The sequence below is a fragment of the Sphingopyxis microcysteis genome (assembly GCF_012274265.1).
Classification (GTDB): domain Bacteria; phylum Pseudomonadota; class Alphaproteobacteria; order Sphingomonadales; family Sphingomonadaceae; genus Sphingopyxis; species Sphingopyxis microcysteis.
The window spans coordinates 387,895-407,677 of record NZ_JAANYY010000003.1; the positions used below are offsets into that span (position 1 = coordinate 387,895).

General features: G+C 68.0%; 13 protein-coding genes. 11 read left to right on the plus strand and 2 right to left on the minus strand.

Annotated features, from left to right (window positions below):
* Positions 1–142 precede the first annotated feature (142 nt).
* The 3 genes from G9408_RS09695 to chrA all read left to right on the plus strand — a co-directional run bounded on the left by G9408_RS09695 (position 143) and on the right by chrA (position 6,238).
* Positions 143–3,685, plus strand: a complete 3,543-nt coding sequence (locus tag G9408_RS09695; RefSeq protein WP_168453807.1) for a CHAT domain-containing protein — start codon at positions 143–145, stop codon at positions 3,683–3,685.
* A 227-nt stretch (positions 3,686–3,912) separates the two neighbouring features.
* Positions 3,913–4,884, plus strand: coding sequence for a magnesium and cobalt transport protein CorA (locus G9408_RS09700; protein WP_120215265.1), 972 nt, complete (start codon positions 3,913–3,915; stop codon positions 4,882–4,884).
* Positions 4,885–5,035: 151 nt separating this feature from the next.
* Positions 5,036–6,238, plus strand: coding sequence for a chromate efflux transporter (gene chrA, locus G9408_RS09705; RefSeq protein ID WP_168453808.1), 1,203 nt, complete (start codon positions 5,036–5,038; stop codon positions 6,236–6,238).
* On the opposite strand, the gene G9408_RS09710 is transcribed toward chrA, so the two are convergent.
* Complete coding sequence (locus G9408_RS09710; protein ID WP_168453809.1) at positions 6,233–6,889, minus strand: glutathione S-transferase family protein; 657 nt, start codon at positions 6,887–6,889, stop codon at positions 6,233–6,235. The genes chrA and G9408_RS09710 overlap by 6 nt on opposite strands.
* A gap of 175 nt (positions 6,890–7,064) precedes the next feature.
* Between G9408_RS09710 and G9408_RS09715 the strand changes: the two genes are divergently transcribed.
* From G9408_RS09715 to G9408_RS09750, 8 genes are all read left to right on the plus strand, one after another.
* A complete protein-coding gene (locus G9408_RS09715; protein ID WP_168453810.1) occupies positions 7,065–8,684 on the plus strand; it encodes a CHASE domain-containing protein in 1,620 nt (539 codons plus the stop codon).
* Entirely contained in the window at positions 8,668–12,363 is a 3,696-nt protein-coding gene (locus G9408_RS09720; RefSeq protein ID WP_328804431.1) for a hydantoinase B/oxoprolinase family protein, read from the plus strand. Before G9408_RS09715 ends, G9408_RS09720 begins: the two co-directional genes overlap by 17 nt.
* 237 nt (positions 12,364–12,600) lie before the next feature.
* Positions 12,601–13,275 carry a DUF969 domain-containing protein gene (locus G9408_RS09725; protein ID WP_168453811.1) on the plus strand — a complete coding sequence of 225 codons (675 nt, stop codon included), beginning with the start codon at positions 12,601–12,603 and terminating at the stop codon, positions 13,273–13,275.
* Complete coding sequence (locus tag G9408_RS09730) at positions 13,272–14,210, plus strand: DUF979 domain-containing protein (RefSeq protein WP_168453812.1); 939 nt, start codon at positions 13,272–13,274, stop codon at positions 14,208–14,210. The genes G9408_RS09725 and G9408_RS09730 overlap by 4 nt, the downstream gene beginning before the upstream one ends.
* Positions 14,211–14,367: 157 nt before the next feature.
* Positions 14,368–15,357: a DUF2891 domain-containing protein gene (locus G9408_RS09735; RefSeq protein ID WP_168453813.1), complete on the plus strand. Its 990-nt coding sequence runs from the start codon at positions 14,368–14,370 to the stop codon at positions 15,355–15,357.
* A 183-nt stretch (positions 15,358–15,540) separates the two neighbouring features.
* Positions 15,541–16,557 (plus strand): LacI family DNA-binding transcriptional regulator, encoded by a 1,017-nt coding sequence (locus G9408_RS09740; RefSeq protein ID WP_168453814.1) that lies wholly within the window; start codon positions 15,541–15,543, stop codon positions 16,555–16,557.
* A gap of 98 nt (positions 16,558–16,655) precedes the next feature.
* Positions 16,656–17,834 carry a GGDEF domain-containing protein gene (locus G9408_RS09745; RefSeq protein ID WP_168453815.1) on the plus strand — a complete coding sequence of 393 codons (1,179 nt, stop codon included), beginning with the start codon at positions 16,656–16,658 and terminating at the stop codon, positions 17,832–17,834.
* A 112-nt stretch (positions 17,835–17,946) separates the two neighbouring features.
* A complete protein-coding gene (locus G9408_RS09750) occupies positions 17,947–18,513 on the plus strand; it encodes a hypothetical protein (protein ID WP_168453816.1) in 567 nt (188 codons plus the stop codon).
* Between the two features lie 7 nt (positions 18,514–18,520).
* Here the strand turns inward: G9408_RS09750 and G9408_RS09755 are convergent, their stop codons facing one another.
* Positions 18,521–19,666, minus strand: coding sequence for a hypothetical protein (locus tag G9408_RS09755; RefSeq protein ID WP_168453817.1), 1,146 nt, complete (start codon positions 19,664–19,666; stop codon positions 18,521–18,523).
* Positions 19,667–19,783 lie beyond the last annotated feature (117 nt).

Genomic DNA, 19,783 nt, shown 5'->3' on the forward strand with positions numbered 1-19,783 from the left:
CCGTCACACCCCCGCAAATCGGCGCCTTTTAAGGCCTGACCATAACCCACGATTTCCGACCGCCGCGCGATCGCGCAAGGCCACCACTGCCAATATCCAGATTTATCATTATCTTGACACAAGACAGGGAATACGCCGTCCCATGACCGACCGACGCCATCGCTTGCTCGCGCTGCTCCTCGCCGCCCCCTTGTGGACCGCCGCGCCCGCCGCCTTTGCGCAGGACACGGCCCCCGCCAGCGCCGCCGCCCCCGAGGCCAAGCCGCTCGACGCCGACCAGCAAAAGATGCTCGACCTGATCAACCGCGGCATGGAACTTGAACGGGCGGGCAAGCTTGGCGAGGCGGGCGAGGTCTATCGGCGCTGGATCGACGAAGCGACGAAGCGCTATGGCGCCGACAATCTGATCACCAGCCTTGGTTATCGCGCGCTGGCATTCAACCTCGAGGAACAAAACCAGCTGAAGGACGCCGAAGCCAATTGGCGCCGCCTCCTCGCGATCAATAGCCGATACCTTGGGGCGCAGGACGATCAGACGCTCACCGCCACCGGCTTCCTGGCCACCAACCTTGCCAAACAGGGCCGCCCGGCCGAAGCCTTGCCGCTGCGCCGCGACCTGCTCGCTGTGCGCACCGCGCAATTTGGCCAGCAGCATGCCAAGACGATTGCAGCGACCGGCAATCTCGCCGGGCTTATGGTCGAACTCGGCGACATGCAGGGCGCCGAAAAGCTGTTCCGGCAGGCGCTCGCCGCCAACATCGCGCTGCACGGCGAACAGCACCGCGAAACTGCTTCGCAATATGCCAATCTGGCGGTCACGTTGCGCAGTCTGGGCCAGTTCGAAGACGCCGCGACGATGCTCGACAAAGCGCTGGCGATCGACGAGGCGATGACCGGCCCGAACGGCCCCGACGTCGCGCTGCATCACTATAACCGCGCGGTGAACTTTACCGAACTCGGGCGCTATGCCGACGCCGAAACCGCGGCGAACCGCGCGCTCGCGATCTGGCGCGCGACCAAGGGCGACGACAGCGTTCAGGCGGCGCTCGGCTATACCGTGCTCGGCTATAGCTACGGGCTGACCGGACGCTTTGGCGAGGCCGAAACCGCCTATCGCAAGGCGCTCGACATCCGGACAAAATCGCTGGGCGCGGCGCATCCGCTGACCGCGGAGGCGACGAACAATCTGGCGCTCAACATGGAAAATCGCGGCATGCCGCCCACCGCCATCGAACCCCTGCTGCGCCAGGCACTCGACAGCACGCGCCGCGCCTATGGCGACAGCAGCGAGCGGACCGCGACGATGTACGCCAATGTTGGGCATAATCTGAACCGCCAGGGCCGCTATGCCGAGGCCGAGCCCATGTATCGGCGCGCGCTGGACATTCAGGGCGGCATCGCGGGCCGCGACCATCCCTCTTACGCCGCGACCCAGATCAATCTTGCCTATAATTTGCGCGACGGTGGCGACGCGGCGCGCGCCGAACCGCTGATACGCGAGGCGCTCGCCGTCTATCGCGCCAAATTCGGTGAGGATAATCCCGAAACCGCCTGGGCCTATCTCAGTCTCGGGACGACGCTCGGCGGGCTCGGACGCCATGCCGAGGAGGCCGAGATGAGTGGCAAGGCGCTCGCCATCCGTCGCCGCCTGCTGGGCGAAGATCACCCGCTGACCGCTGTCGCCTACAACAATGTTGGCGCGGCGCTGGTCCGCGGCGACCGCAGCGGCCCCGGCGACCGCGCCGCCGAACCCTATTATCGCCAATCGCTCGCCATCCTGCGCCGCAACCTTGGCGAGACGCATATCGACACCGCGCGCGCCTATGAAAATCTGGCGCTGACCCTGCTGCGCCAGGGCAAGGCCGCCGAGGCCGAACCGCTGGCCGCCAAGGCGGTCGCGATCCTGCGCCGACTGAACGAACAAAGCGCGGCGGGCAGCGGCGCGGTCGGGCTCGCGGCGCTCGACCGGCAGCAGGCCGCCCCCGACCGCGGCATTTTCACCACCTATCTGAACACCGCGTTCGGCCTGATGGAGGTCACCCCCGACGCCGCGCAGCAGGCGGAGATTCAGGACCGTGCCTTTCGCGCCGCCCAGGATGCGATCGCGTCCGCTTCGGGCCGCGCGGTGCTGCAAACCGCCGCGCGCAGCGCCGCCAGGACGCCGCAAATGGCCGAAACGGTACGCCAGGAACAGGATCTCGCCGCCAAGTCGAACCTCATCGACAAGAATTTGCTGCGGGCGCTCGGCGACCGCAAGCCGGTCGAGGCGGCACGGCTGCGCGGCGAACTCGACACGGTACAGGCTGAGCTGGCCAAGGTGAGCGCGCTGATCGACAGCAAATATCCATCCTATCGCCAGCTCGTCGCGCCGCGCCCAATCAGCCTGGCCGAAGCGCGGCAGGCGCTGAAGCCGGGCGAAGCGCTGCTGCTCATGACCGAAGCGGCAAACGCGCTGCACCTGTTCGTCGTCACCCCGACATCGGTCGGGTGGAGCCGTCCGGGCAAAGAGGTCGCGGTCGTCCTGAAACAGATTTCGGACCTGCGCTGCGACGTCGATTTCGCCACCTGTTCGGCGGCGCGCAAGGCCGAGCTCGACGCGCTGCCGATGTCGGCGCTCGAACTCGAAGGCCATCGACGCTTCGATCTCGACACCGCCAACGTGCTCTACAAATTGTTGATCGAACCGGTCGAACCGCTGCTGAAGGACAGCAAGCGCATCTATGTCGCGAGTTCGGGCAAGCTCGGCGACCTGCCGCTGGCGATGCTGTCGGCGACCGCGCGGCCCGAGGGCGCCGACATCGCCGATCCCGACACGCTGGCGCGCGCCGCCTGGCTGTCCGACCGCTATGCCTTTACCAGCCTGCCCGCGGTCGCGGCGCTGACCCTGAACCGCGACCCGCCGCGCGATCGCCGCCGCAACAGTTTCCGCGGCTATGGCGCCCCGGTATTGGCCGGGGGCGACACCGGATCGCGCGCCGCGCGCGGCATCGCGGTATTCGACGCCGTGTCGCTATCGGGCGCGCCGCTCGCCGACCCCGACGTCCTACGCCGCCTCGCGCCGTTGCCCGGGACCAAGGTCGAACTTGCGGCGATGGCACGTTTGTTCGGCGTCGCGCCGGGCAGCCTGACGATCGACGGCAAGGCGACCGAGACGGCGCTGCGCCAGGACCCCGCGCTCGCGACCAGCGAAATCGTCGCGATCGCTACGCATGGGCTGCTCCCCGACCCGTCGATCGGCTTCAGCGAGCCGGGGCTGGTGCTGACCCCGCCAACCACGGCCAGCGACATCGACGACGGGCTGCTCACCGCGACCGAGGCGGCGCGGCTCACGCTGTCGGCCGACTGGGTGATCCTGTCGGCTTGCAACACCGCGTCGGCGGAAAATTCGGGCGGCGGCGACAGCCTGTCGGCGCTCGCGCGCGGTTTCCTCTACGCCGGGGCCGACGCGCTGCTCGCCAGCCACTGGCGCGTGTCGGACGATGCCACGGCGGTACTCACCGTCGAAACTTTGCTCGCACGGCGCAGCAACCCGAACCTGTCGCGCGCGCAAGCGCTGCAACAGGGCATGGCCGCGGTGCGCAGCGGCAAGCGCGCCGACGGCAGCGCAATCGCGGGCTGGAAAACCGAATGGGCGCACCCCGCCGCCTGGGCCGCCTTCACCAACATCGCCAACCGCGACGATTGAGCCTTTCGGCCACCCACCCCCGCGCCCCTGCGAAGGCAGGGGCCCATCGCCTACGCCATCGTTGGCCAGCCATCGTCGCTTAACATCGTGGCGCCGGGTGATGGGCCCCTGCCTTCGCAGGGGCGCGGGCGATTATTTCCCGATCGACATGCCGTCGCACAACGAACCCTTTCCCCTTCGCCGCCGCGCCGATTATAGGAGCGGCAGTACAAGGGAGTAGCCCGCCGATGCCGATCATGGCCGCCCGCGTCTATCATGACGGCAAGCTCGTCCGCGACATCGGTCCCGACGAGGAACTTCCCGACGATTGCGCCGAGGGCGATTTCTTCTGGCTTGGCCTCTACGAGCCGACACCGGGCGAACTCGAAGGCATCGCCAAACGCTTCGGCCTCCACCCGCTCGCGGTCGAGGATGCGACCAAGGCCAAGCAACTGCCCAAGGTCGAAGTCTATGGCGACCAGCTGTTCATCATCGCCAGCACCGGCAACCTTGGCGGCGGCACGATCCAGTCGGGCGAAACCGCGATCTTTGTCGGGCGCCACTTCATCGTCACCGTCCGCCACGGCTCGGCGCGCACCCACAGCGAAGTGCGCGCGCGGCTCGAAACCCTGCCCGCCAAGCTCGCGCACGGCCCCGATTACGTCCTCTATGCCATCCTCGATTTCATCGTCGACGGCTATTTCCCGCTGATCGACGCGATCGAGGACCGGATGCTGCTGGTCGAGGACAGCGTGATGGACACCCCGCTCGACGCCGCCGAGATCCGCCAGCTTTATGCCCAGCGCCACGAAGTCATCCGGTTTCAGCGGCTGGCCGGATTGATGAAAGACGTCGCCGGGCGCCTCGCGGGCGAGGACGACCTGCCATGCATCGACCCGGCGGTGCGGCCCTTCTTTCGCGACATCTGGGATCATGTCCAGCGTGCTGAGTTCCGCCTCACTGGCCTCCGCGATGTCGCCGCGTCGGTCATCGAAACCAACGGGATGCTCGAACAGCAACGCCAGGGCGTCATCACCCGCCAGCTCGCCGCCTGGGCCGCGATCCTTGCGGTGCCGACCGCAATTGCGGGGATTTACGGCATGAATTTCGAGTTCATGCCCGAACTCGACTGGGCCTTCGGCTACCCCTTTGCGCTGGCCCTGATTTTCGGCGGCTCGGGGCTGGTATTCTGGCGCTTCAAAAGCATCGGCTGGCTGTAGCAACCCGGCTTGACAGCGCAGCGCGCCTTCGATGATAGGCGGGCCAACGGGCCAACGGGCCGACGCGGACGCCCGTTCAGACGGCCAAGAACAGTTCGGCGCCGTCCAAGTCCGCTCCACCCGCCGCAACCGCGGCGCCCGGAGCGTTGATATGAGCCTTCTCCCCACCCCGACTGACCCGTCGCAGCTCAGCCTGCCCGCGCTGTTCCTCAAATTCCTGCGTTTCGGCGCGCTCGCCTTCGGTGGCCCGGTCGCGCAGATCGCGATGATCCGCCACGCGCTCGTCGATCAGGAACGCTGGATCGATTCGGCGCGCTTCAACCGCCTGCTCGCGGTGCTGCAGGTCCTGCCCGGCCCCGAAGCGCATGAACTGTGCGTCCACCTCGGGATGATCGCGCGCGGGCGGATCGGCGGCCTGCTCGCCGGGCTCGGCTTCATGCTCCCCGGCCTCTTGCTGATGCTGCTTGCGGGCTGGCTCTATGTCACCTGGATCGCAGGCGCCCCCGGGCTGACCGGCGTCCTGCTCGCGGTACAGATTGCGGTGCTGGCGATCATCCTGCGCGCCATGGTCCGCATCGGCCAGCATATCATCGAGGATCGCCTGCTCGCCGTCATCGCCATCGCCAGCCTGCTCACGACCCTCGCTGCGGTGCCCTTCTGGATCCCGCTCATCGCGGGCGGGCTTGTCTATGCCGCGGCGCAGCGCCCGCTCGTCGCGCTCGCCGTCGGCATTGCCGCGATCGGCGCCGCCGTGGCGGCGCGACAGCTGGCGATGCCCGACCCCGGCGCGGCGCTTGTTGCCGGGGCCGCGAACGCCCCGATCACCCTGCTCGCCTTGTTCGTCGCCGGACTGAAGGGCGGCCTCCTGACCTTCGGCGGCGCCTATACGGCGATCCCCTACGTCCGCGCCGACACCGTCGGGCGCGGCTGGATTGACGATGCGACCTTCCTCGACGGCGTCGCGCTCGCCGGGATACTGCCCGCGCCGCTCGTCATCTTCGCGACCTTCGTCGGTTATGTCGTCGGCGGCCCCGGCGGCGCGCTCGCGATCACCGCGGGGATGTTCCTGCCCGCCTTCGCCTTCTCGCTGATCTTCTTCGAACGGCTGGAGGCGGTGGTCGAAAACCCCGCGCTCCACCGCCTGCTCGCCGGGGTCGCCGCCGCCGTGGTCGGTGTCATCGCCGCGACCTTCGTCCAGCTCGGCGAAGTCACCGCCGCGCGCGTTACTGCGCCGCTGCCCGCGATCCTGCTGTTCGCGCTCGCGCTCATCGCCGTCTGGCGGATCAAGGGCGCGTGGGTGACCCCGGCGATCATCGCCGCCGCGGCGCTCGCGGGGTGGCTGCTCGCGTTATGACGCGGGGGCCAGCACCCGCGCCATCATCCGTTCTTCCTTGGCGATCCACGGCGCGATGCTCGGGCGCGACAGGATCGCCTCGCTCCACGCCGCCGCCTTCGGATAGGCCGCGGCATCGACCCCGCAGCCGCAGTGGCGCAGGTTCATCAGCGGCGACGCGACCGCCAGGTCGGCAAGGGTCAGCCGGTCGCCGACCAGAAAGCCTGACGCCGGGATCGCGCTTTCCAGATAGGCAAGCAGCTTGGGCAGTTCCTCGCTCTCGGCCAGCGCCGCCGCCGCCAGATCGCCCTCGCGCCCCAGGAATTTCGGCGCGACGATGCGGTTGAAGAACATCTTGCCGCCACATGCGGCCAGCACCGTGTCGCCAAATTCGTCCCACCAGATCACCCGCCCGCGTTCCTGCGGATCGGCAGGGATCAGCGCGGGTTCGGGATATTTCGCCTCCAGATAGTGGATGATCGCGCTCGAATCGGCGAGCGTGAAGCCATCATCCTCCATCGCCGGCATCTTGCCCAGCGGCGACGCGGCGCGGAACCCCGGGTCGGGATCGCCGATGCCGACGCCCTTCAGCTCGAAATCGATCCCCTTTTCGCCCAGATACGCCAGCAATTTGCGCACGAACGGCGACACCAAAGACCCGTAGATAATCATCGCGCCACGCTCCCTTTTTTTGTTGCTGGCAGCATAGAGAAAAGGTTGCTGTCCGCAACCCATTCAACCGAATTTCACCGCCTCGCGAAATATTCTTGCCAACGACCGCGCCGCGTGGAACATCGACGATTGCGAGGGGGGCGCTGCCGCGGCAGCCAGCAGGCAGGAATATTGAATGCGCCCTAATTCTTGGGCAGATCGGCTGTTGGCGCTGCTGGTCCGGTTCGTCGGGCTGGTCATCCTTTTGGCAACGCTCGCCGCCGCGACTGCAAGTTTCCTCTACAACCAGTCCGAAGAGGCCGATCGCGCCGAGCGGGTGGCGGCGCACGTCAACATGCGCCTGCACGATCATGTCGCGGTGCTGAAGGGCGTCCGCGCGCTCTATCAATCCGACGCCGCCGCCAGCGGCCCCGGCATCCGCGCCTATCTCGCCGCGCTCCAGCCGCAGGTGCAGGCGCCGGGGATGGAGGGCGTGGGCATCGCCGCTGCGATGCGCGCCGACACCCCCGCCGCGGTCGAGGCGAAGCTGCGCGAAAATTACGGCCGCGACATCAAGGTATGGCCAACGACCGACCAGCCCGTCGGCTTTGTCGTCGTCCTCGTCGAACCCTATACCCCGCGCCGCGACGCCGCGCTGGGGTTCGACATGTACAGCGAACCGACGCGCCGCGCCGCGATGCGCCGCGCCTGGCAGACCGGACAGCCCGCGGCGAGCGGCATCGTTCAGCTCGCGCAGGAAAAGGGCGTGAAGATCAAACAGCCGGGATTTCTGATTTATGTGCCCGTTTATGCGCGCGCTCCGGCAGGGACGAACCCCGAAACCATCGCGACCTCGGGCGACAGTCGCCCGATCGAGGCCTTCGTCTATGCGCCGTTCCGCACCAGCGACATGATGCAGGCGGTGCTCGGAACGCAGCTCGACACCATCGACGGCATCGAAATCTTTGCCGGGGAAGGCCCGTGGGCGCCGCTCGTTTTTCGCAAGGGAACGATGGGCTGGGACGCGCAGGAACAGATATTGCACGTCGCCGATCGGCAATGGACGATGCGAATCTCCTATGGCCGCCTGCTCGAACGGCTCGGGCGCCCGATCGCCATCCTGATCTTCGGTATCGCGCTCGCGCTGCTTGCGACCCAGCTCCACCGCGTCCAGCGGCGACGCATCGACGCGTTTCAGGCGCTCGCCGCCGAAAAGGCGCGCCATGCCGAAGACCGCGAGCTGATGATCGGCGAGATGGCGCACCGGATGAAAAACGCCTTTGCGCGGATCGGCGCGCTCGCGCGCATCACCTTGCGCGAATCGGCCAGCCTCGACGAGTTTGAAACCAAATTTGACGGGCGGATGCGCGCGCTCTCCGATGCGAAGCAGATGCTGGTCACCGGCGCCGTCGACAATGTCGAACTGGGCAAGATCGTCCGCCGGGAACTCGAACTCGCCGGCTGGCCATCCGACCGGCTGGCCGCGACCACCGGACCCGACGTCCGTCTCGACGACGAAGGCGCGCAGGCGCTGTCGCTCGCGATCCACGAATTCGTCACCAACAGCATCAAATATGGCGCCCTGTCCGGGCAGGGCGACCTTGCCGTCGCCTGGCGCCGCGACGGCGGCGACGTCGAATTCAGCTGGATCGAAACGGGCCTGCCTGAAACCCCGCAGATCGACAGCGAAAGTTTCGGCACTCACTTCATCCGTTCGCTGATCGAGCGGCAGCTGAAGGGCCATTGGCAGCGCAGCGCCGCCGACCACGGCCTTTCGATCACCATCCGCTGGCCCGACCGTGAACCTGCGCGCTGACAATCGCTGGCAGATCTGGATCGACCGCGGCGGCACCTTCACCGACGTCGTCGCGCGGTCTCCGGACGGGACGGTCGTCACCACCAAATATCTGAGCGACGATCCCGCGCGCCCCGGCGACGCCGCGGTCGGCGCGATCCGCGACCTGACCGGTGCAGGCGATGGCGCGCTGCCGCCGCTCGCGATCCGCATGGGCAGCACGGTGGCCACGAACGCGCTGCTCGAACGCAAGGGCGAGCCGACCTTGCTCGCGATCACCCGCGGTTTCGGCGACGCGCTGGCCATCGGCTATCAGGACCGCCCCGAGCTTTTTGGGCGCAAACTCGACCGCACGCAGCCGCCGCACGCCATGGTGGCCGAAATCATCGAGCGCGTGGGTCCCGAGGGCGACGTCCTGACCCCGCTCGACGAAGCCGCCGCCCGCGCATCGCTGCAGGCGGCCCGCGACCAGGGGCTCACCAGTATCGCGATCGTGCTGATGCACGGCTATCGCTACCCCGCGCACGAACGACACCTCGCCACCATCGCCGCCGAGCTCGGCTTCGCGCAAATTTCGGCCAGCCACGACGTCAGCGCGCTGATCAAGCTCATCGGCCGCGGCGACACGACGCTCGCCGACGCCTATCTGTCGCCCGTTCTTCACCATTATGTGCGGCAATTCATCGGCCAGCTCGGCGCCGGATCAGAGGGGGGCGTCGACCCGCAATTCATGAAAAGCTCGGGCGGCCTCGCCGCCGCGGCCGCCTTCCACGGCCGCGACGCGATCCTCTCCGGCCCCGCGGGCGGCATCGTCGGCATGGTCGGCAGCGCCGCGCCGCTCGGCAAGGACCGCCTCATCGGCTTCGATATGGGCGGCACCTCGACCGACGTCAGCCATTATGCCGGCCGCCTCGAGCGCGATAACGAGACCATCGTCGCGGGCACGCGCATCCGCGCCCCGATGCTGCGCATCCACACCGTCGCGGCGGGCGGCGGCTCGATCTGCCGCTGGGACGGCGCGCGCCTGTCGGTCGGCCCCGAAAGCGCCGGTGCCAACCCCGGCCCCGCCGCTTATGGCCGCGGCGGGCCATTGACGGTCACCGATTGCAACGTGCTGCTCGGCAAGATCCAGCCGGGTCACTTCCCCAAGCTTTTCGGTCCCAAGGGCGACCAGCCGCTCGACCGCGAAGTCGTCGTGCAAAAATTCGCCGCGATGGCCGCCGAAGTCGGCAACATCACCCCCGAGGCGCTCGCCGAAGGCTTGCTCGCGATCGGCGTCCAGCAGATGGCGAACGCGATCAAGCGCATCACCATCGCGCGCGGCCACGATGTGTCGCAGGGTTACAGCCTCGTCGGTTTCGGCGGCGCCGCGGGCCAGCATGTCTGCCTGGTTGCCGACGCGCTCGGGGTCGACGAGATCCTGCTCCACCCGCTCGCCGGGGTGCTCTCGGCCTATGGCATGGGGCTCGCGCGCCCGTCGGCGATCCGCGAGCGCACGCTGGCGCTCACGCTCGACAATGATTGCGCCGCCGCCCTCGCCGCGGTCGAAGCCGAACTTTCGGTGCAGGCGCGCGCCGACCTGTCCGCTACCGCCCAAACCAGCCGCGAAACCCTGCTCTTCGTCCGCCTCGCCGACAGCGACAATGCGATCGAACTCCCCCTCGCGCCGCCCGCCGAGGTCGCCGCCGCCTTCGCCGCCGCCTTCCGCCAGCGCTTCGGTTACGCCCCGCACAACAATCTCGTCGTCGACCGCATCCGCGTCGAACTGACCGAAGCGGGCGATGCACCCGCGGTTCTTCCCCCGCCATCGGCGACAACTGCGACTGAACCCGAAACCGTCACCGCCTGGCTTGCTGGCGCGGCGCACGACGTTCCGCTCCACCAGCGCGGCGCCCTCGCCCCCGGGCACACCGTGGTCGGCCCTGCTATCATCATCGACGCGCTGTCGACCACGATCGTCGAGCCGGGCTGGACTGCGACGGTCGAACAGGAAGGGACGCTCCGGCTCTCGAAAAACCAGATAAGCCCCTCCCCTTCAGGGGAGGGGGAAGGGGTGGGGTCCATCGACCTTGCGCATGGCCGCGCGACCCCACCCCCGGCCCCTCCCCTGAAGGGGAGGGGAGACACAGAACCCGACCCCATCCGCCTCGAAATCTTCAACAGCCTGTTCATGGCGATCGCCGAGGAAATGGGCGGCGCACTCCAGCACAGCGCCTCGTCGATCAACATCCGCGAACGGCTGGATTTCTCCTGCGCGATTTTCGACGGCGACGGCCGCCTCGTCGCCAACGCGCCGCACATGCCCGTCCATTTGGGATCGATGGGCGAAAGCGTGCGCACCATCCTGCGCCAACGCGGCCCCGGCCCCGACGGCCAGCCTCGCGATGGGCGCGGCCTGCGCCCAGGCGACGCCTACGCCCTCAACGCCCCTTATGACGGCGGCACCCACCTGCCCGACATCACCGTCATCATGCCGGTGTTCGTCGCTGGACAGGACACCCCCGCCTTCTTTGTCGCCGCGCGCGGGCATCACGCCGATCTTGGCGGCATCGCCCCCGGATCGATGCCGCCGAACAGCCGCAGCATCGACGATGAGGGCATCATCTTCGACAATATGCTGCTCGTCGACGACGGCCATTTCCGCGACGCCGCGGTCGCGGCGCATCTGATGGACAGCCCGTTCCCGGCGCGCAACCCGGCGCTCAATATCGCCGATCTGAAGGCGCAGGTCGCCGCGTGCCAGCGCGGCGCCAGCGCGCTCGCCGACCTCTCCGCCGCGCACGGCGTCCAAACGGTCGCCGCCTATATGGCCCACGGCCAAGCGCAAGCCGAAGCCGCGGTGCGCCAGCTGCTCGCGCGCCTCGCCGACGGTCGGTTCCGCTATGCGATGGACAATGGCGCCGAGGTCGTCGTCGCGGTGACGGTCGATCGCGCCGCGCGCCACGTCACCATCGACTTCACCGGCTCCAGCGCCACCCTGCCCGACAATTTCAACGCGCCGCTCCCCGTCGTGCGCGCCGCCGTTCTTTACGTCCTGCGGACGATGCTCGACGACCCGATCCCGATGAACGAGGGCTGCCTCGCCCCCGTCACCCTGATCGTCCCCGAAAATTCGATGCTCTCGCCCCGCTATCCCGCCGCGGTCGTCGCGGGCAATGTCGAAACCAGCCAGGTGATCACCGACGCGCTGTTCGCCGCCTTCGGCGCGATGGCGCCCGCGCAGGGGACGATGAACAATTTCACCTTCGGCAACGAAGCGCACCAATATTATGAGACGATCGCGGGCGGCTCGGGCGCCGGGCCGGGCTTTAATGGCACCAGCGTCATCCAGACGCATATGACCAACAGCCGCATGACCGACCCCGAAGTCATGGAAATGCGCTTCCCGGTGATCGTCGAGGAATTTTCGATCCGCCGGGGCTCGGGCGGCGAAGGCCAGTGGCGCGGCGGCGACGGCGCCACCCGCCGCATCCGCTTCCGCGAACCGATGGCCGCCAACATCCTCGCCAACCGCCGCGCGGTCGCGCCGCGCGGGCTGGCAGGCGGCAGCGACGCCGCGCCGGGGCGCAACTGGGTCGAACGCGGGGACGGTACGGTCGAGATGCTGGGTGCAACAGGCAGCGCCGACCTCGCGGCAGGCGATGCGTTCGTGATCGAAACGCCTGGTGGCGGTGGGTACGGAAAAACCGGGGAGAGTTAAGTTGACGACAGCGCAGTCTACCCCACGCGGGGATGACGGAATGCCCACCGCCCCCCTTCCCCCTCGATGGGGGAAGGATACGAAGCCTTATCGCGAAGCGATTAGGCGGAGTTGGATGGGGGTGCGGGTGCGCCCCGCCCCCGTCGCCTCTGATCGAGCGCCCACCCCCACCGCTGCGACTAGCCAGCAAGCTGGCAAGTCTCGCTGCCTCCCCCATCAAGGGGGAGGAAAATAGCCATGCTCGTCCTGATCGGCATCCTCATCATCATCGCGGGCTTTGTGCTGCGCTTCAATCCGCTGCTCGTCATCATGGCCTCGGCGCTCGCGACCGGCCTCGCCGCGGGGCTCGACATCGCCGCGATCGTCGCCGCTTTCGGGAAGGCGTTCAACGACACGCGCTATGTCAGCATCATCTGGATCGTGCTCCCGGTCATCGGGCTGCTCGAGGCTTATGGCCTCCAGCAGCACGCCCGCACCCTGATCGGCCGCATGAAGGGCGCGACGCTCGGGCGCCTGCTCACCGGCTATCTCTTGCTCCGTCAGGCGATGGCCGCGGTCGGGCTCACCTCGGTCGCGGGCCATGCCCAGACCGTCCGCCCGCTCGTCGCCCCGATGGCGGAAGCCGCCGCCGAAGCCGTCAACCCCGCGCTCACCGACGAGCAGCGCGAAGAAATCAAGGCGCAATCCGCCGCCACCGACAATATCGGGCTGTTCTTCGGCGAAGACATCTTCCTTGCGATCGGCTCGATCCTGCTGATGAAGGGCGTCCTCGAAGGCTATGGCTATCAGATCGAGCCATTGCATTTCTCGCTCTGGGCGATCCCGACCGCGATCGCCGCCTTCCTGATCCACGGCCTGCGCCTCCGCCGCCTCGACCGGCGCATGGCGGCCAACAAGGGGGCCGCGGCATGATCACGCTCGGCTTCGTCTATGTCCTCGCCGGCCTGACCTTCGCGCTGTTTGCGCTGCTCGGCGCGATGGACCGCAGCAATCCCAAACGCTTCGGCAACGCCGCCTTTTGGGGATTGCTGGCACTGTCGATGCTTGGCGGCGATTATCTCGGCGATTTCGGCAACGGCCTCCTCGTCCTCGCGCTCGTCGCGATCGCGGGCACCGGCCAGATAGGCCGCGCCCCCAGCGGCGACATCCCCGCCGATGTACAGGCGGAGCGCGCCGCAAAGCATGGTCCCTTCCTCTTGTTCGTCGCGCTGATCATCCCCGCCGCCGCGCTCGCGGGTACCTTTTTGTTCAAATGGCTCCCCGGCCTCGCCGACCCCAAACAGGCAACGCTCATCTCGCTCGCGCTTGGCGTGCTCATCGCGCTCGCCGTCGGCATGGCGCGCCTCAAGCCCCCGCTCCTGCTCCCCGCCCAGCAGGGGCGCCGCCTGCTCGATTCGGTCGGTTGGGCCGCGATCCTGCCGCAGATGCTCGCCAGCCTTGGCGCGGTGTTCGCGCTCGCCGGGGTCGGCGAGGTCGTCGGCGATCTCATCGGTACCGCGATCCCGCAGGGCAGCCTGTTCGGCGCGGTGCTCGCCTTCGGGCTCGGCATGGCGCTGTTCACGATGGTGATGGGCAACGCCTTCGCCGCTTTCCCGGTGATGCTCGCCGCGGTCGGCATGCCGCTCCTGATCAAGCAATATGGCGGCGACCCCGCGGTCGTCGCCGCGATCGGCATGCTCGCGGGATTCTGCGGCACGCTGATGACTCCGATGGCGGCGAACTTCAACCTCGTCCCTGCCGCGCTGCTCGAACTCAAAAATCCCTATGGCGTGATCAAGGCGCAAATCGGCACCGCGCTGCCGCTGCTCGCGGTGAATATCGTCTTCATCTGGATTTTTGCATTCTAAATCCTCCCTGTCGCAAAGCGATGGGGAGGGGGACCGCGCCCGAAGGGCGTGGTGGAGGGGCGACAACGCCTGCGCCAAAGCCCCTCCGTCAGCGCTTCGCGCTGCCACCTCCCCATCGCTGCGCGACAGGGAGGATCATCTTGGCTAGGACAGCTCCATGACCCTCACCCCCGACCACGCGACCCGCTTCGCCACCGCCACCCTGTCGCACCTCGGCCGCGAATATCCCTACAAGATGGACCTCGTCCTGAACGGCCCCGAGGACGCCAAGCCCCCGCGCGAGCATCACCCGATCTTCCACGGCAGCTTCGACTGGCACAGCTGCGTCCACGGCTGGTGGCAAATCCTCCGCCTCGCGCGCCGTTTCCCCGACCTGCCCGTCGCCGCCGACATCCGCGCGCGCGCCGACGCCATGCTCATCCCCGAAAAGGTCGCGGGCGAACTTGCGTTTCTCGGTCGCCCCTATGCCGCCGGGTTCGAACGCCCCTATGGCTGGGCCTGGCTCCTCGCGCTCCATGCCGAGGCCGAGCGACACGGCGCCCCTTGGGCCGCCGCGCTCCAACCGCTTGCCGCAGCGTTCGCGCAGCGCTTCCACGCCTTCCTGCCCAAGCTCACCTATCCGCTCCGCGTCGGCACCCATTTCAACATCGCCTTCGCGCTGACACTCGCGCGTCATTGGGCCGAGGCCCGCGACCCAGCCCTCGTCGCCCTCATCGACGCCAGCGCGCGCCGCTGGTTCGCCGACGACCGCGATTGCCAGGCGTGGGAGCCTGGCGGCGACGAATTTCTCTCCTCGGCGCTCAGCGAAGCGCAGCTGATGACCGTCGTCCTCGGCGCCGATTTCCCCGCCTGGTTCGACGCCTTCCTCCCCCGCGCCGCCGCCCGGCAGCCCGCCACCCTCTTCACCCCCGCCACCGTCTCCGACCGCAGCGACGGCAAGATCGCGCATCTCGACGGGCTGAACCTCAGCCGCGCGTGGAACTGGCATAGCATCGCGGCCGCGCTCGGCCCCGCGCATCCCGTCACCCCCGTCGCGGCGGACGCAGCCGAACGCCACCTCGCCGCCGCGCTGCCGCACGTCACCGGCGACTATATGGGCGAACATTGGCTCGCAAGCTTTGCGCTGCTGGCTTTGGATGGTCTTTAAGGACAAAGCGCCTCCCCCTTATCCCGTCATCCCGGCGAAGGCCGGGATCTCGCCCTCTCGAATTTCCGCGCCGGTGAGATCCCGGCCTTCGCCGGGATGACGGGAGGGGCGCAATCACCGTCTACCTACATTGACAACCTCCACGCCCACGGCGACAGACGCCTTCAGAGGGGAGAAGCCTAGGTGACCGCAAAGATGCTGCGCCCGACATCGTTCGACGTCGCCGAGCGCGCCGGCGTGTCGCAATCGACCGTCTCGCGCGCACTCCGCAACAGTCCCGGAGTCAACGCCGAAACCCGCGCGCGGGTCGCCGCCGCGGCGCGAGAACTTGGCTATGTCGTCGACCGCCATGCCTCGTCGCTGCGCCTCAAAAGCAGCGAGACGATAGCGCTCGTCACCATCTGCCGACCCGGCGAAGATCGCAGCGCGATCAACCCCTTCTATTTCGCGCTGCTCGGCAGCATCGCTGCCGCCACCTCGGCGCGCGGGTTCAACCTGCTGGTGTCGTTCCAGGAGAGCGAGGCCAATTTCCGCGCCGATTTTGTCGCCTCGGGGCTCGCCGACGCGATGATCGTCATCGGCACCACCAGCAACCGCGAGGCGTGGAAATATTTTGCCGACGCGCAATCGTCGGGCCTCGACTTCGTCTGCTGGGGCAGTCCCGGCAGCCCGTTTCACTGGATGCGCAGCGACAATGATGTCGGCGGCCAGATCGCCGCCGCCCATTTCGTACAGACGGGGCGGCGGCGCATCGCCTTCGTCGGGCCGCAGCAATCGCCGCAGCGCCAGTTCGACGAACGCCGCGACGGCTTTGCCGCAACGCTGGCCGCGCACGGGCTGACCCCGATCCTCGCCGAGCCGCCCGCCGCCGCCGACCGTCACGCGCAGGGCGTCGCCGCGGTCCAGGCGTTGCTCGAAGCGCACCCCGATACCGATGCCATCTTTGCGGCGTCGGACATGCTCGCACTCGGCGTCCTGCAAGGCCTCAAGGACGCCGGGCGCCGCGTTCCCGAAGATGTCGCGCTGATCGGCTTCGACGGCATCCGCGCCGGAACGCTCGCCGACCCCGCGCTCACCACGCTCGAACCCGATCTCGACGCCGCGGGCGAGGCGCTTGTCGCGATGGCGCTCGAAGATGACGAACGCACCCGCAGCGGCACCCGCATCCCGGTTCATCTTGTCGTGCGCGGAACCGCCTGATCGTTCGGGGCTTTTACCTCACTGTGACCTAAGGCACAGAAAAGTAAGACATCGTTATCCATATCGCTGCTACCTTCCGGGGGCAGAGAGGCAGAAATTTGTCGGGGCAGTTCTTCATCCAGTTGCTCAATCCAGGCATCGGCCTGCTGTTTGCGGCTGCCTTTTTCCTGCTCTGGCTGAACCGCCGCGACATTTATGTCGCCTATGCCGCGGGCGCCTACACCGCCTCCGCCGTCGCCTTTCTGATCCTCGATGTCGGCCCCGCGCTGCCCTATGAGCTGCACCGCATCCCCGCCAATATCGGCTTCCTCGCGACCGGCGCACTGTTCGCCGCGGCGATCATCGGCCGCTATGGGCTGCCGATCCCGTGGCGATCGATGGCGCTCGCCGCCGCGGCGTCGATGGCAGTGTTTCTGTGGTTCCTCCTCGGCCAGCCGAGTATCGGCGGGCGCATCCTGTCGATCAGCATCGGCGCCGCGATCATCGCGATGATGATCGTCCGCGCGCTCTGGCCGCTCCACAAGCCCCATGTCATCGACCGCGTGCTGTTCTGGGTCGCGGCGCTGTCGGTCATCAACCTGACCGCGCGGCCGATCGTCCTGCTCGCACTCGGCGGCGGCTTCGACAGCTATGACGGTTTCCAACAGTCGGTCTATTGGACCACGGTCCAATTCACCCAGGCGATGGTGTCGGTGCTTGCCGCGATCGGGCTGATGGTCGCGGTCGCGATCGACCAGATCAACGAGCTGCGCCGTCAGGTCGATGACGACAATCTGTCGGGCCTGCTGAACCGCCGCGGGTTCGAAGCGCGCGCCGGATCGGCGCTCCGCCGCTGCCTCGACGACGATCGCCCGGTGGCGCTGATGATCGCCGACCTCGATCATTTCAAGCGCGTCAACGATACCTATGGCCACGCCGTTGGCGACGCGATCATCGCGGCGTTCGGGGCGCATGTTCGCGCCATCGCCCCCGCCGAATTGATTGCCGGCCGCATTGGCGGCGAAGAATTTGCGCTGCTCTTGCCCGGCGCGGGCATCGAGACCGCGCGCCAGTTTGCCGAGGCCGTCCGTACCGGCCTTGCCGCCGCCGCTGCCGACCGCATCCCCGCCGCGCTCGTCCCCACCGCCAGTATTGGCCTGACCATCGCCGTCCCCGGCCGCAACCTGTCGGCGCTGATGCACGAGGCCGATCAGGCGCTGTATGAAGCGAAGCGCACTGGCCGCAATCGCGTTCGCACCTTCACCCCCGCGTCGGTGCGTCTCGCCGCAGGCGGCTGATGCGCCAATGTGATCCGGGTCACCGCCGCCATGGCATCGGCGCGTTAGCGGATTACCATGGCGCGCCGCCACCACTGCTCCCAGCCACCCCACACAAAAGACAGGAGACTCCATGAAACTCGCCGCCGCCGCTCTCGCCGCCCTGCTCCCCCTGTCCGCCTGCGCCGAGGCAGAGACGCCAAAAACAGAACCGACCAAAACCGCCGCCAGCGAACCCAAGATCGCGCCCTCGATCCCGATCAGCGTCAAGGAAGCGCGCCGTGGCCCCGTCGACCTGACACCCTATATCGGCAAATATCCGTTCGACGTCGTGAACGGCCACCGCTTCCTCGACCACCCCGCCGTCAAGTCGGCAATTGCCGCCGCGGTCCCGGATGCCAAGACCCGCGCGGGGATCGCCTTTGCCGACCGCAGCCTCAGCCTTCCCATCGTCCGCGTCGCCGGTGGCCGCATCCTGATCTGGGGCGGGGCATGGCGCGCCGAAGATCGCTACAATTGGGCGGTGGTCATCGCCCCCGACGGCACCAAGCCCGAAGTGTGCATCTACAACGCCGATGATTATGACGGCGATTATCAGGCATCGTCCTGGTTCACCCCCGACGAGCCCGAAATCATGAAACAGGGCGGCTGCCCGTCGGCGGCGGAGGATTATCCCGCCGCCGAGATCGCTGCGGGATAACGCCGCTTCATCGGTCCAGCGCCTTGCCCGGGAGCAGGCGGCCCGGGATGGCAGGGCGATCGGGTGCCGTCAGCGTCACCCGGTCGCCGTCGAGCGACCATGCAACGCAATCACCATCGCGCCATGCCCGCTTCCGCGCGGCGACGCACAGCCTGCCGTCGCGCTGCAACAGCCATTGTATCGGCTCGGGCGGGCGATCGCCCTGTTTCGCCAGACCGGCGCCATCGCGCTGAAAATACAGCCGGCTGTCGGTCGCCGCCTGCCGGTCGGTCGCGGTCAGCAGCAACGTCCTGCCGACAAGCGCCGCGGCGCGCTTGCGGTTCGCCGCATCGATCGCGGGCGACAGCTTGCGGGCATCGCCCTCCACCAGCCGGGCGTGGAGCGAACCGACACGCGGGTGGCGCAGCGTCACCAGATCCCCGGCGATCGACACCGCCGCGCAAAATTCCTCTTTCCAAACCCCGCCGCTGAAACACAGCCGGTCCCCGTCGCCGATCGACCAGCGCTCGTCGCCCTGCAGCACCCAATGATCGAAATCGGGCTCGTCGTTATGCGCCCGCCGCGCGGTCCCGTCGGGCATCAGATAATGGGCACGATATTCGCGCTTGCCGCCCTCCGGAACAAAGATCATCGTATGACCGACCAGCGCCGCGATCGCCGCTTTGCCGTCGCTTCGCCGGGTAAAGGCGGTCGCCGGGTCGAGCTGCCAGGCATCGCCCGCCAGCACCCGCCCCGGCCACGCCGGTCCGCTTTTCGGGGTCAGCGTCGCGCGCGCGCCATCGACCGACAGTTTGCCGCAATCGCCGTCCCACGGCTGCCGGTCCGCATCGGTGATGCAGAATCGCCCATCCGACAAATTGGCCCATCGCACCGCCCGCGGCGCTGGCGCCTCGCCGCCGCCGCGCGTCGCCGCCAGTCCGGTACCGTCCAGCCGCAGGTACACGCCCGTCTCGACCTTCGGCTGCTCGGGCTTGGCATAGACCAGCGTGTTGCCGACCAGTTCGCGGGCGGCTTCATGCCCGACCCGCGGCGACGGCGCTTCTTGCGCACGCGCGGCAGGGCCGACGGCGCCGGAAAAGCTCAGCAGGACCACCGCCATGACCCGGACCCGAAATTGACTGTCGATCCGCACCTTGTCGTACCTCTTCGCCATCGCGCATAGCCCCCGCGCCGCTTGATCATGAAGCGATTTTCCGACCCGGTGCGGCGCACAGACCGCCGCGATCGCCCGGTTGACGGCTCGCCGCGAAAGGTACAAACCCGCGCCATC